This is a genomic window from Variovorax brevis (assembly GCF_030317105.1).
GTDB lineage: Bacteria > Pseudomonadota > Gammaproteobacteria > Burkholderiales > Burkholderiaceae_C > Variovorax > Variovorax brevis.
On sequence record NZ_JASZYG010000011.1, the window covers coordinates 1 to 13,366 of the forward strand.

General features: G+C 62.7%; 10 protein-coding genes and 4 pseudogenes. 2 read left to right on the forward strand and 12 right to left on the reverse strand.

The genetic code is table 11. The features are described 5' to 3' along the window. Window positions 1-450 precede the first annotated feature (450 nt). Window positions 451-1,227 (reverse strand): annotated as a pseudogene (locus QTI66_RS27880) (response regulator); the annotation flags it as partial. Between the two features lie 762 nt (window positions 1,228-1,989). On the opposite strand from QTI66_RS27880, the gene QTI66_RS27885 reads away from it, so the two are divergent. Together QTI66_RS27885 and QTI66_RS27890 are read left to right on the forward strand one after the other, a co-directional pair. Further along, window positions 1,990-2,697, forward strand: a complete 708-nt coding sequence (locus QTI66_RS27885) for a VIT1/CCC1 transporter family protein (RefSeq protein WP_286563451.1) — start codon at window positions 1,990-1,992, stop codon at window positions 2,695-2,697. Window positions 2,698-2,917: 220 nt separating this feature from the next. Continuing rightward, a pseudogene (locus tag QTI66_RS27890) lies at window positions 2,918-3,010 on the forward strand (transposase domain-containing protein); the annotation flags it as partial. On the opposite strand, the gene QTI66_RS27895 reads toward QTI66_RS27890, so the two are convergent. The 11 genes and pseudogenes from QTI66_RS27895 to QTI66_RS39945 all read right to left on the reverse strand — a co-directional run bounded on the left by QTI66_RS27895 (window position 3,000) and on the right by QTI66_RS39945 (window position 12,590). Then, window positions 3,000-3,272: an SEC-C metal-binding domain-containing protein gene (locus QTI66_RS27895; RefSeq protein WP_286563452.1), complete on the reverse strand. Its 273-nt coding sequence runs from the start codon at window positions 3,270-3,272 to the stop codon at window positions 3,000-3,002. The pseudogene QTI66_RS27890 and the gene QTI66_RS27895 sit on opposite strands and share 11 nt — an antisense overlap. After that, window positions 3,173-3,583 (reverse strand): hypothetical protein, encoded by a 411-nt coding sequence (locus QTI66_RS27900; RefSeq protein WP_286563626.1) that lies wholly within the window; start codon window positions 3,581-3,583, stop codon window positions 3,173-3,175. The genes QTI66_RS27895 and QTI66_RS27900 overlap by 100 nt, the downstream gene beginning before the upstream one ends. Before the next feature lie 1,071 nt (window positions 3,584-4,654). Next, entirely contained in the window at window positions 4,655-5,158 is a 504-nt protein-coding gene (locus QTI66_RS27905; protein WP_286563453.1) for a hypothetical protein, read from the reverse strand. A 208-nt stretch (window positions 5,159-5,366) separates the two neighbouring features. Continuing rightward, window positions 5,367-6,368, reverse strand: coding sequence for an NADP-dependent oxidoreductase (locus QTI66_RS27910; RefSeq protein WP_286563454.1), 1,002 nt, complete (start codon window positions 6,366-6,368; stop codon window positions 5,367-5,369). A 102-nt stretch (window positions 6,369-6,470) separates the two neighbouring features. Further along, window positions 6,471-7,037, reverse strand: coding sequence for a PaaI family thioesterase (locus QTI66_RS27915; RefSeq protein ID WP_286563455.1), 567 nt, complete (start codon window positions 7,035-7,037; stop codon window positions 6,471-6,473). Window positions 7,038-7,130: 93 nt separating this feature from the next. Further along, window positions 7,131-8,537, reverse strand: coding sequence for an MFS transporter (locus tag QTI66_RS27920; protein ID WP_286563456.1), 1,407 nt, complete (start codon window positions 8,535-8,537; stop codon window positions 7,131-7,133). A 2-nt stretch (window positions 8,538-8,539) separates the two neighbouring features. Next, window positions 8,540-9,244 carry an SDR family oxidoreductase gene (locus QTI66_RS27925; RefSeq protein WP_286563457.1) on the reverse strand — a complete coding sequence of 235 codons (705 nt, stop codon included), beginning with the start codon at window positions 9,242-9,244 and terminating at the stop codon, window positions 8,540-8,542. A 70-nt stretch (window positions 9,245-9,314) separates the two neighbouring features. Beyond that, on the reverse strand, window positions 9,315-9,890 hold the full coding sequence (locus QTI66_RS27930) for a TetR/AcrR family transcriptional regulator (RefSeq protein WP_286563459.1): 576 nt from the start codon (window positions 9,888-9,890) through the stop codon (window positions 9,315-9,317). A 198-nt stretch (window positions 9,891-10,088) separates the two neighbouring features. Next, window positions 10,089-10,446: pseudogene (locus QTI66_RS27935) on the reverse strand (transposase); the annotation flags it as partial. A 139-nt stretch (window positions 10,447-10,585) separates the two neighbouring features. Continuing rightward, window positions 10,586-10,906: a hypothetical protein gene (locus QTI66_RS27940; protein ID WP_286563627.1), complete on the reverse strand. Its 321-nt coding sequence runs from the start codon at window positions 10,904-10,906 to the stop codon at window positions 10,586-10,588. Window positions 10,907-10,945: 39 nt separating this feature from the next. Next, window positions 10,946-12,590: pseudogene (locus QTI66_RS39945) on the reverse strand (ISL3 family transposase). Window positions 12,591-13,366 lie beyond the last annotated feature (776 nt).

Below are 13,366 nucleotides of genomic sequence, written 5' to 3' on the forward strand. Positions count from 1 at the left end.
GTTTCTACAATCCGACGCGTCGTCATTCAACGCTCGGCTACGTCAGTCCGATAGAGTTCGAGAAAGCTCAAAAAGCTTAGGCCAGTGTCCACGAAACCGGCAGCAGCCCAGTTCGATCAGTTGCGCCCCTCGCTCAACCTCCGGGTTTGCCGCGGCCTTGAGCCGCAGCAGTCTCACCGCGTAGCCCACAGGCGCGAGTGGGTTCCGGAGTTCGTGCGCGAGGATCGCAAGGAATTCGTCCTTGCGCCGGTTCGCCTCGCGCAGTTGCGACTCGCTCGCGTGCAACGCGTCGGTGCGCTCGAGCACGCGTCGCTCCAGCGTCTCGTTGGCCAGCTTCAGCCGTTCCTCGGCGCTGCGGCGCTCCTTGATCTCCGCGAGCAGTGCCTGGTTGGCCATTTGCAGCGCGCGCTCCTTGCGGTAGAGGTCGGCGAAGACTGCCACCTTGGAGCGCAGGACGCCCACGTTGACGGGCTTGTGCAGATAGTCGACAGCACCGGTGTCGTAGCCAGTGGCCGCGTGCTGCTCATCATGAAAGTAGGCGGTGAGGAAGATGATCGGTACCTGCGCGGTCTTCTTGCGTTGCTTGATCAGCTCCGCGAGCTCGAAGCCGGTCATGTCGGGCATGTTGACGTCAAGGACGCGCACCGCAAACTCATGCGTCATGAGCGCGAGCAGCGCTTGCTCGCCGGACGACGCGTGGACCAGGCGATAGCCGGAGTGCTCCAGAACCGCCTCGAGCACCGCCAGATTTGCGGGCTCGTCGTCCACGAGCAGGATGTTGACAGCGTCGGCGTCGGCGACCGGAGACTGAGTGGTGGTCATGTCGGTCTTAAAGTTCGGATCATCGAAACAGCCACACGCGCATGAGCGATAGCAATTTTGGTGTTCACCGGCTTCGCAATGTAGTCGCTGGCCCCAGCGTTCAGGCACTTTTTTTCGGTCGCCTTTCATCGCCTTGGCCGTGAGCGCGAGGATCGGCAGTGTGCGCAAGCGCGGTTCCTTGCGGATCTCGCGCATGGTCTCGTAGCCATCCATCTCGAGCATCATGATGTCGATCAGCACCATGGAGAGGTCCTGCCCGCGCGCGAGGATCGGGAGTGGCCAAAAGCAGGGTGCATTTTCGGCGGAAAGGAGGAGCATTGCGACCCCACTCTGACGGAGACGTGCGATGCGAATCTCAATGCAGGCATGCATTGAAGGGGAGGGGGCCCGGCCCTCGAAAGTCATCACGGTAGGGGCGGACGCAGACGCAAAGTATGGAATGCGCCGGCGCGTGATCAAGGCGAAGTGGTTGTTGTGGCACGGGCAGCAAGCGCGCTGCCTGGAACGCCTCGAGTCATGGCGGCGAGACACGGGCTGGGCCGGCGCCCGCAATCCACCAGGGCGGCTGATCCGCTATCTGCGAGGTTGCTCGCGCTACCTCGTGAACTATCGACAGCGAAGAGCGCAAGGCCTGCCGGTATCAAGCGCAGGGGCAGAGTCCGTGGTCGACTATGTCATTGGGCCACGCATGAAGCGCAACGGGCACATGCGCTGGACGCGTGAGGGTGCGAACGCCTTGCTGCAAGTGCGATGTGCAGTGCTCAACGGCCAAGACATACGCAATTTCAAGCGCTGGTATCCGCCTGACCGTCGAATCGTAGGAGTTCCAGCCGCGATCCCTGCTTCATAGGAGACGCCCCCGAACTTAGCCACTCCCCCTCCCGATCCCGGCTCTTCAACAGCGGAGCAGGGCCACAACTGGACAAATTTACGGTCTGGTCCCAAGGCCTCACTCGCCATGGTTTCTCTACAATCATCAGCGCCAACCTTGCGTCGTCTTTTCAGGAAGCTCATGCTGGTGTACTTTAGAGTGAACCACACGATCAGCGCGACTAGTTGTTGGATGCAACTGGGAGCGAGAACTACAACGATTCTTATTCCTGCGTCGGGTTTGGCATCGCAACAAGCACTTGGCGAAGCTTGAGAAGCTCACCCCATGCGCCACAGATGAAGATCCATCACTTTCGCTCGCACGCCGAGCGTCATCGGACTCATCGCGCAGGCTGGCTGCGTGCCGCCGTGCTGGGCGCCAATGACGGCATCATCTCGACGTCAAGCTTGGTGGTGGGTGTGGCATCGGCACAGGCCGCTCATGCCGACGTTCTGATGACTGCGGCGGCAGGGCTCGTTGCTGGAGCGATGTCGATGGCGGCAGGCGAGTTCGTCTCAGTCCATTCGCAGGCAGACACCGAGGAAGCCGATCTGGAACGCGAGCGCCTCGAATTGAGTACGGACCCCGAAGCAGAGCACCGCGAGTTGACAAGCATCTACATGCGACGCGGCCTCGATCGCATGCTATCGCAGCAGGTTGCTGCCCAGCTGATGGAACATGACGCCCTCGGGGCCCACGCACGTGATGAATTGGGTATCACAGAGGCATTCAGCGCTCGCCCGGTGCAGGCCGCGTTGTCTTCGGCCGCCAGCTTCTCCGCCGGCGCAGGATTGCCCCTTGCCGTGGCTGCGCTTGCGCCTGCGGCAACGTTACTGCCATGGACGGCTGGGACAGCCATCGCGTTTCTGGCTTTGCTCGGTGCCGTGGCTGCGCGAATCGGCGGCACACCGGTTGCCAAGAGCGTTTGGCGGGTATCGTTGTGGGGAACGCTCGCAATGGCGACTACCGCAGGAGTGGGGGCGTTGTTCGGCACATTCTCATGACGAGGCGCCGATGACGGACCATCGCAGTTGCACATCGCTCCAGGCCGCTACGATTGCGAGTCCACGCCCACCGAAGCCAGAGGCGCTGGACTGCGGGGCGAAGCCTGCAGATCGGCCTGGAGCAAGCCGTCGAACCCCACGTCTTCTCATGCTCATCTTGCGGTGAACGCATGCGACTCCTTGAATGTGCCAGCGATGCGAAGGCGCCTATGGAAGCGCGTATCGCTACCTCGTCGCCCTGTTCAAGAAGCTGCCGCTGGCGCAGACGGCCGACGACTACGAAGCCCTGCTGCCGTGGCGACTCATGCAGTGACCGAGCGGCTCGATCTGCGATCTGTCTCAGTGCAGTTCAATCGCTCTCCGCAGCACTTCTTGAACTTCTTGCCGCTGCCGCAGGGGCAAGGCTCATTGCGCCTCACCTTGTGTTGGGGACGACTATTTCCGCTAGTGGGAGCGCCAGAAATGGAGGCGAGATTTAGGTCGTCGGCAAAGCGCTGGCACTTCGCGGTATCCGCCCGTCCGGCGGATACCAGCGCTTGAAGTTTCGGACGTCCTGTCCGTTGAGGAAAGCGCATCGCACCTGCAATAGCGCATTTGAACCCACGCGCGTCCACTGCATGTGCCCGTTACGCTTCATGCGTTGACCAATGACGTAGTCGACAACGGATTCAGCTCCAGCGCTCGTGAACGGTTGCCCATGCGCCCGGCGCTGCGCGTAGTTGACCAGATACTTTGCGCAGGTTTGCAGATACCGAATCAGTCGACCGGGCGCGTTGTTTGCACCGGCCCAGCCGGTGGCGCGGCCGACCGCCTCCAGGCGCTGCAAGCATCTATCGCGCTGACCGTGCCAGAGCAGCCACTTGGCCCCGGTGATGCGTCGCTTCATTGATCCTCGCATCTGCGCGCTGGCACCCCTCAGTCCTTGAACTGCAATCAGTAAATGCTGGAAGCGCATACCGGCGTGGAACCAGTCCAGAACTCGCTCTTTGGCGCCCGGTAGTTTGCACGCCCACCCGACGTCTTCTCCCCCGTCGGACAGGACGACGACGGACTGCGGGAGAAATGCCGGCGGAGCCAAGAAACGCCTGCTGTCGAAGTCCTGCCCAAGGGTCGCAACCCGTCAAGCACGCGTGTGCGAGATTGCGCCCGAGTTCGGGATGAACAATCTTTGAGGCGAGGGCCGACAGCCACCGTCGCCCGTCTACCTTGGAAGTCGACCTGATGTAGCCAGCATCGATCTGGATGGTGACTTCGCTGGGCCCGACCGGAGCAGGCGCGCCATAACAGGCGGTTGCCGTTCGCTTGACCGCGTCTTGCATTTCGCCCTCGAGTCGCTCCCCTATGTTCAGCACGTTGCTCTTCAAGCTTGACGACGCAAGTGTCGCTCCGCCTGGAAATGCATCGCGCAAAAAGCTCTGAGCCAAGCGATACGACATGACGCTGGCATATCGACACTGAAGCCAGACCCACTGCGGATGACTTCGTTCGGGTATGGCCAGAGCCAATGGGTTGAAACTGGAACCGGCAGAGGCCTTGATACCGCAGTGGGCGCAGCGAGAGTAAAGCTGCGGACTATTGAGCCTTGTCTTGCCGAAGGCAGTGCGGTAGACCAGCGACCTCGTAGTCTTCATTGGGAGGCGCGCACCGCAACCCTTGCACGAGGCAGCCGACTTGAGGAAGGTCGCCGTCTTCTCCTGCAGCATCACACCCTGCAGTCGGCGCAGGACGTCGTGGGATTCACCAACGAACAGGCCAAGGCCCGATGACGGTGCGCAGTCAGGCTGCCGCTCTATCATTCCCAAGACCACCGTCGCCGATGGGAGGCCGTCTTAGCGGGCCACCACTGCCTGAATCGTGATTCGCATGGGTAGCTCCGTTCAAAGGGTTTTGGGGGAGCGATCCTCGCACTTTGTTCGATCGAGCGGTAGCCTCCATTTCTGGCCGCTCCCTAGCGCAATTAGCGATCCTGGCTAGCAGAAATAGCGCTCCTCAACAACAGCGCCATCGGTTCGCGTACGTACGGAAATATCGATAGCGGCAGTGAAGCTTGCATCCACGCTCCCGTGCAAACGATCGTTGGCAACATCCGCTGCCAGTTGGAGATCCATGTCGCGGCTGCAGCGAGGTCTGCGGCCGCGACGCGTCGAAGCGGGATGTCGCTCGCGGTGGGGGACGAGAGGTCATCCTCACCGTCTTCGACGAGCAACAACTGTTCGCCGTCGTCACGGTGAACCCAGAAATCAACGAGGCGAGATCCGCGTGCAGGACTCAAGCGAAGAGGGCGTTCACAAAGGCACAGCACCGTCGGATCGGCTTCCAGGCAGAGCCAAAGGTCGAATGTCGCACGATCGAACAGGCGGATCCGCCTGCCCAGCTTGGGGCTGAAGCCCTCGAGCAGCCGGGCACCGCGTGGCCGTGGTGCGTCCAGCGGTGTCGAGAAGCGTGGTGCAAAACTCCTCATGATTCAACACCTTACGCAGCCCCCGAGGCATTGGATTCGCGAAGTATCGAATTTGCTTTGCGCGGTTGCGAAGTACCAGATTTACTTTCTTTCTTGCGACGGTAAGGCTGTGACTACCCGAGCAGCCCCCAGAGGCAAACGGCCCGCGTGGCCGGTATCAGATTTACCTTCTTCTACGCCAAGGGGCGCCGCGGCCGATGAAGGGGCGTCAAGCCATCTTCACGACGACCTTGCCCTTGGCGCGTCCCAAGGCTAGATAGTCGAGTGCTTCCTTGGCCTGTTCGAACGGAAACACCTTGTCGATCACCGGCCGGATGCGCTGCGTCTCCAGCAGCTTGCCGATGTGGTCGAGCTGATCGCCGTCGGGGCGGGCAAAGAGGAACGAGTAGTCGACGTCCCGCTTCTTTGCCAAGCGCATGATCTTGTGGCTCATCAGCGCGAACACGAGCTTAAGCACGAGATTGAGCCGGCGAGCGCGAGCGAATGCGACGTCCAGTGGCCCGACCAGGGAGACGATCTTGCCCCGCGCCTTGAGGATGCCGATGGACTTCTCGATCGAGTCGCCCCTGACGGTGCCCAGCACCGCGTCGTAGCCGCGCAGCACGGTCTCGAAATCCTGCTTCTTGTAGTCGACCACCTCGTCGGCGCCCAGGCTGCGCACCAGTTCGACATTGCCGGTGCTGGTGGTCGTTCCTACCTTGGCACCCAACAGCTTGGCCAACTGGATGGCGAACGTGCCAATGCCGCCGGAGCCTGCAGGGATGAAGACCTTCTGGCCCGACTGAAGATCGACGCGTTCCTTCAGCGCTTGCCACGAGGTCAGCCCGACCATCGGAATCGATGCCGCCTGCACGAAGTCGAGATTGGCCGGCTTCAGCGCGGCAGCGCTCTCCGGGACCACCGCAAACTCGGCAATGGAGCCGGTACCCTGGTCGAAGATGTTGGCGAAGACCGCATCGCCGACCTTGAACCGGGTCACGCGGCTACCGACCTCGGTCACGATACCGGCCAGATCACTGCCCAACGTGGCCGGAAACTGGAATTTCACGACGGCTTTGAAGATCCCGGTGGGGATCATGTTGTCGATCGGATTGACGCTGGCCGCGTGGACCTGAACCAGCAATTCTTCGGCCTTTGGCGTGGGGCGGGGAAGGTCGAAGAACCCGATCTCCGGCGACTTGCCGTAGCGTTTGAAGGTGAGCGCTTTCATGGTCTTTCTGGTTGTGGCGGACCCGAATGGGCCGCTACGGATTGATTGGGCAATGAGCGGGTCGCCACGGGCGAGCGCCAAAAGGAGTCGCGACCTTGTGAGTCAAGGCGCAGGAGGCGGCGACTCAAAGATGGCGCAGGTGGTTGTCGCATGGGCATACAGCTTCCCGTCCGGGCCGACGATCCGCGCTTCAGACGTGCCGACCTGACGGCCGACGTGCAAGGCGGTGCCTACGCAACGCAGCGGGCCGGTCTTCGTGCTGGCGGCCCGGACGATGTTGAGATTGATCTGGCTGGTTGTGTAGCTTCGCCCGGCAGGCAGCTTGGTCTGCACCGCGCATCCCAATGCGAAGTCCAGCAAGGTTGCGTACCAGCCGCCATGCACCGAGCCCAGCGGGTTGTAGTGCTTGAGTTGCGGAGTCGCCTGAAAGACCGCGCGCCCATCACCCAACTCGACCAAGTCACAGTCGAAGGTGTCGGCCATGTACGGATGGGGCAAGTCGCCTTCGAGCAAGGCGGTCATCACCTGCAGGCCTGTCTTGCCTTGAACCTGGTGCGCATCGGCCAGGCCGGCACGGCCTCCGCCTCGTTCGAGCCTGCGCTGCCTCACCTGCTGCAACTGCGCCTGCCAGGCGTTCACCGTGGCTTCGACCGTGTTCTCAATCGACATGAAGGATGATCCAACTGTTGGTGTGGAAAAGTGATCGCAATGCCGGTCCGCTGCTGCAGGAGCAGACGTCGACGTCGCATCGAGCGGCCATGTTCACGGCCGCGCCGCCCGCGGTCTGGTGTCCACCGGCAGGCAGAGCAGGCCAGTGAGCAGCGCCAGCGCCCCGTGCAGGGCATACAGGGCGTTGAAGTCCGTGCGTTGCAGCGCTGCATGGCCCAGCAACGCCACGGTGAGCGCCACGCCGAGCACCGAGCCGATCTGGCGTGTGGCCTGGTTGACCGCACTGCCGACGGCGTAGTGCGCCACCGGCAGGCGGCTCACTGCAGCGGCGGACAGCGATGGCAGCACCAGGCCGACCGCGATGCCGCTCATCATCAGTCCGGGAAGCCAGTGCGACAGATATTGCGGCTCGGTCCCCGGTACGAGCAGGAACCAGAGGCTGCTGCAGGCATACAGCAACGAACCGCCGACCAAGAAGGGGCGATGACCCAGCCGTGTCGCCAGGCGACCTGTGACGATGGCAGTCGGCATCACGAGCAGCGGCCCCGGTGTCACCGCCAGGCCTGCCTGCGGCAGGCTGAAGTGCCAGATGTTCATCATGTAGAAGAACAAGCTCAGGAACATCATCGAGAACGCCGTGCCGAAGGCCAGTGTGGCGAAATTGACGTAGGAATAGGTGCGGTTGTGGAACAGTGCCAGGTCCACCAGCGGCGCCTTGGCCCTGCGCGCCCACGCAACGAAGGCACCGGCGGCGATCAACCCGGTCGCACCCATGATCGCGAGTTCCATGCGACTCCAGGTGGGCACATCGGACTCGACGATGGCCAGGGTGACGGCACCCACCGCCAGCATCAGCAAGGCCATGCCGACGCCATCCACCCTTCGACGCTCGCTGGACCTTTCCGATTCGTTCAACAGCGACGCACCTCGCCACAAGGCGAGTCCACCCAGAGGAAGGTTGATGTAGAACGCCCAGGGCCAGCCGAAGTTGTCGATCACGAAGCTGCCTGCGCTCGGGCCCACTGCGGCCGCGAGTCCACCGACCGCGCCCCAGAGGCTCACCACCACCGCGCGCCTGGTCTGAGGAAACGCCGCCAGCACGATCGACAGTGATGCCGGCGTCAGCAGCGCCGCGCCGACAGCCTGCAACACCCGAGCCGCGATCAGCCAGCCCACGCTGCCGGCAAGACCACAGGCCGCTGAGGCCGCCAGGAACAGCGCCACACCGACCAGAAACACGCGCTTGCGCCCATGCGTATCGGCCAGGCCGCCCGCGGGAATCAGCATCGTGGCGTAGACCACCGTGTATGCGTTCAGTACCCACGACAGGTCGGCCGCCGAGGCGTCGGCGAACGCATACCGCAGGGCGTCAAAGCCTGCGAACAGCATTGTCGTATCCAGCGAAACCAGGAAGGTGGCGATGCTGGCGACCCAGAACACGGGCCACGGCGACGCGGGCGTCGCGGCGCGCAGAGCCGGTGTGTCGACGGTTGCCGTCATGCTCAGTCGCGCGCCTGCAGGTACACACCAGGTTGCGCTGACAAGCCGAGCTTGACCTGTTGGGTCATCTCGTCTGCCAGCACCTCATCGGCGCCGGCTTCGAGCGCGTCGAACGCCCTGGCGACGATGTCCTCCGGCGTCGACTTGGGGCTGGCGATGCCCTGTGTCATTTCGGTGTCGACAAAGGCCATGTGCAGTGTCAGCACCTGCGTCTTCTGAGCCCGCAATTCGTTGCGCAGGCCGTTGCTGAGGCTCCAGGTGGCCGACTTCGCCACCGCGTACGCAGCCAGCGCCGGGCTCGTGATCCAGCTGGCAACCGAAGCCACGTTGAGCAGCGCGCCGCCGCCGTTGGCGGCCAGCACCGGCGCGAACGCGCGGCTGATGCGCAACACGCCGAAGACGTTGGTCTCCAGTTGCTGGCGCAAGCTCGCCTCGGCATCTGACGCGAGGAGGCTGTTGAACTGTGCGATGCCGGCGTTGTTGATGACCACCGTCGCGTCACCGGCCGCCTCGACGGCGGCAGCAATGTCGGCAGGCGAGTTCACGTCGAGCTGGATCGGAGTGACGCCGGGCAGCGTGACGCTCTTCGGGTCCCGTGCACCGGCGTAGACCTTGCGCGCACCGCGCGCCAGGGCGGCCTTGGCGAACGCAAGTCCGATGCCGCGATTGGCGCCGGTGATGAGGACGGTGGCGTTGTCGAGTTTCATGATGTTCCTAAAATGATGATCGTCATATTTACCGGTGCGCAAGAGCGCGGCGGCGGCTTCAACCGGCGCCTCAGGCGTCGTACTGTTGGATCAGGCTGTTCCGCGCGTCCGACAGCCAGGCCTTGCCCGCTTTGCCCTGGAGCGTGCGCGCCAGTTGCAGCGTGCCGACCAAAGTGGCAGCAACCACCTGCGCTTGCGCCGGCTCGACACTGGCAGGAAGGGTGCGGCGCACCAGTTCGACCAGGCCCAGCACGCGGGCGCGGGCTGCGCTGGCGACCTCATAGGACTGACGCGGGATTTCGGAGGCCAACGCGGCGACCACGCAACCGCACTCGGCATTCTCGAGTTGCGCATCGGCCAGGTAGGTGTGGACCAGCGCGGAGAACGGACTCATCCCTTGGGCCTGCGCCTGGCGCAGCCGATCGACGAGCACGGCCCCGGTGTCGCGACCGGCACGCTGCGTGGCCTCGGCCAACAGAGCATCGCGGGATGCGAAGTGGGCATAGAAGCCGCCATGCGTCAGGCCGGCCTCTTTCATGATAGTGGCCAGACCGACGCCGTCGTAACCGGCGCGGCGAATTGCACGCGCTGCTACATCCAGGATGCGATCGTGGGTCAGTTCCTTGCGGCTGGTGATGGCTGACATGATGGCCGCAATATTACGCTCATCATATTTTTGCGTCAACCGCGGTCGAAGGTCCGCTTTCGCGGATGGTGAGTGTCGGCAACGGGCCCGGAACCCCAGTTCGCGACTTTCGGATGCAACCGTTCACATGTGTGTCGTCCGTAGGCACCCACGCGATCCGAGTGCAGTCGCCGTATCGAATTTCATTGAGGATTCGGTGGTGAAGCGGCGTTCGTGTTTGGGGATGAGCACGGGCTCGAAGGAGCCTGCTCGGTCGCGCGGCACTTCGAAGCGCAGCGGCCCATCGTCGGCCAGCACGGTCTTGGCGCTGTGCCCGTTGCGCTGGCTGGAGCGCTGGATTCGGGTTTGCTCGCGCCATTGGGGTAGCCCAGGTGGTGAGACATCTCGGCGCCAAGGCGCGCTTGATCAGGGCCTTTCTGAATGCCACCGTCGCCGCATTCACAGCGTCATGCGTCATCGGACCGGCGACGAACTGATTAATCAATTCCTTCGGAATCGACGGCAACGGGCGTTTATCGAGCTGTCGGTTCCCCTTCGATCTGTCACTTTTATTCATTCTGTCAGCGCCAGATCAGGGAGAGCCATGGCGCATGGCGGTTTTTAGGCGAGCGCCGCTCACGAGAGCGTTTTCCCGACGCTATTGATTCGTCATGGCTTTGACCCTTTCAATTGGCACTACCTTGCATTTGAACCCTTCAATCTATCACCATGTTCGCACTCACCTGCGAGGGGATATGGAAATGGGTCATTTCCAGGCGCTTCCTGACGTTGTTGCCGTCGCTGCCGACAGACTGGTGGCGATTATTCGCGTCGACCTCGACGGAAGCGTCGTCGGTCGCGACCTTGCCAATCGTAGAAGAAAGTAAATCCGGGTCTTCCGCACTTTGTGTGACGCGGATGTCGCGATGTGCATCGTGGGGAATATTCGAAGGGCTCAGGTCTTCGGGCTGGCACAGTTTGGTCCCGGCTATCCAACCCTCGAGCGCACGCAGGTCGTGCAGAGTCGCCGGCTTCATCGGGCCGGCGTCGGCGACATCGATTCGTTTCTTCGCGCGTCAGTTCGAGCCCAGAACTGGCAGCCGTAGCAACTCGACGCTTGCCCGCCCGTACATCTGGCGCTTGAGGTACTTCAGGCGGTTGACATGGCCCTCTGTCTGGCCATTGCTGCCATGGCAGCGTGAAGGCCGCCCGCACGGCAGCCAGGTCGTTGCGCAAGCTGCGCGCAAAGCGTTGCATCTCAGGCGCGCTGCACTTGCCCAAACGCTGGAGCCAACGGTCGAAGTCCCGGGGACTTCGCCGGTGCATGAGTCCGAGGATCCTCCGCCCAAGGCTGCGAACTTCGGCGACCACGGGCTCGATTTGGCACAGCGCCTGCACAAACCGCTCATGGTCGACATGTTTGGGCTCGTCGACTCCAAATTTCCTCCATCCCATGAGCCAACTGAACGCGCGGCGAGTCGACGGACACGGCATGGTGCGTACAGAGACGCGGGCCAACGGCGGCTTGCCCTGGGGAGACAGCAGGCGCATGACGCAGTCGTGCACAGTGGCGCGACTGCCCGTATAGCCGCGCTGCCGGACTTCTTGCCAGATCCGCCTCGGAGAGTGACAGCCGTGGGCAATTCGCTCCTCGATGTAGCAACGGTGGGCATCCATCGGCGTTGGCCCTCTCGCCCTGCGCGCGCGCTCTGGAAATGCGCCGCTCACGACGAAATTGCGTACGGTTCGATAGTCAACGGACAGTTGGCGCGCGATGCCTTTGATGCTGCCACCCTGCGTGTGCAGCGCCGTCACTTTCTCGTACAACGCCAGACGCGCGGCGCGCCGGTCATCGCTCAGACGCTGCCATCCGCGAAGTCCAGAGCCATAAGGCAATCCCTGACGCCCCAGTGTCACACCGTCGACGGTGACTTGCTGCGCTGCACGGCGCATTTGCGGCCCCAGTCGATTCAGCATTCTTTCGACGTGGTCGCGCAGATTGCATAGCAGGTGCCAACGGTCAGAGACCTGGGTGGCGGCTGGCAGTGCGATGTCCGCCGCCTCTGAGTAGGCCCCTGCCCGATCCCTGGCAATGATCCGGATGGAGGGGTTGGCGCGCAGCCAGGCCGCCGTTGCAGTCGCTTCCCGGCCAGCGAAGACATCGATCGGCTCGCGGCGCTCTAGATCGACGACGATGGTTCCGTAGTAGTGACCCTTGGCAATCGCCCAGTCGTCGATGCCCACTATGCGAGGCAGGTGCCTGCGTCGGGTCGCAGCCGATCGTCGCAACTCCCGCAACACGGTGTCAGCGCTGGTCTTCAAACCCAACTCGGAGGCGAGCCGCGTGGCCGCTTCACCACCCAGGGCGTGACCCAGCGCACGCAGGGCCCGAGCCTGTGATCGAGTGCGACGTTGATGCCGGCCCGCCAACGCGTAGATATCCTCGGCAAAAGTTCGACGCGGACAGTCTGTGTTCAAGCACTTAAAGCGTCGCGTTTCGACAGAGAGCACGAGCTGCTCGTTGAGGACGGGGCGCTCTGCCAACTGGCGGAAATAGCTTCCGTGCAGGCGACCACTCCAGCAGCGGCAGGACGGACAAGGTGCAGCGCGCACGTTACTGCAGGCCTGCACTACCAAAGACCCTCCTTGCTCGATGCAGCCGACGACGCGCTTGCCCACCCGAGCGAGAACGCGATCGACGACACCGATACCACTGGTCATGTTGCCCGGAGATGAGGTCGTGCATGAGCGCAATCAAGCCCACCGACTTGGGCGTCACACAAAGTGCGGAAGACCCAGATTTACTTTCTTCTACGACAAAAGACGCGTGAGGCCGTTCTGACTGAAGAAATCGTGGCTGTCACTCATCATCGCCAGCATCTCTTTGTGGCTAGTTCTGGTTGGTTCGATTTGGCTCTACACGTCCGGCGCCCGTACCGTGGTCGCCCGTCACCTTGATGGCAATGCTGCTCTCTTCCCCTTCGCGGAGTGGGTCAGCAATCGCGACCTTTCCGGCACCGAGAAAGATAGCGCTAGTGACGACTAACGGTACGTTGTTGATCTAGCGATGGATTCCCGCGTTTCTTGGCATCCAAACGGGTGCTGCTGGATGGCAACTCGGTGTAGCGTGTGACCGGGGTTCTTGCAAGTGTGGGCGAGATGTTCCTCAATCGCGCCAAGTGCCATTTAGAGCGATTCAGAACCGGAGGGTCCAGATCCTCAGGTGTTGCGCCCCTGGGGCTCAGGGTCGTTGGCCGCCTTGAGCTCGAGAGGTCGCGACAAGACTGAAAGTGCGCTGCACTAGCGCGATATGTGAGCGTACTAGCGGCATCTAAGAACGCCAACAGCAAGTGCGCTTGCGCGCCCGGCCTTCTTCGACTGGGGTGAAAGATCGCGATTGCGCGAGGCGCCCCCGAACCTGCTTGCGAGAGTCGAAGGGTCGCGAGCCATCCGTGTTGGAATAGCGCAAGGGTGCGGGACTGCCTGCGCCGTTTTGG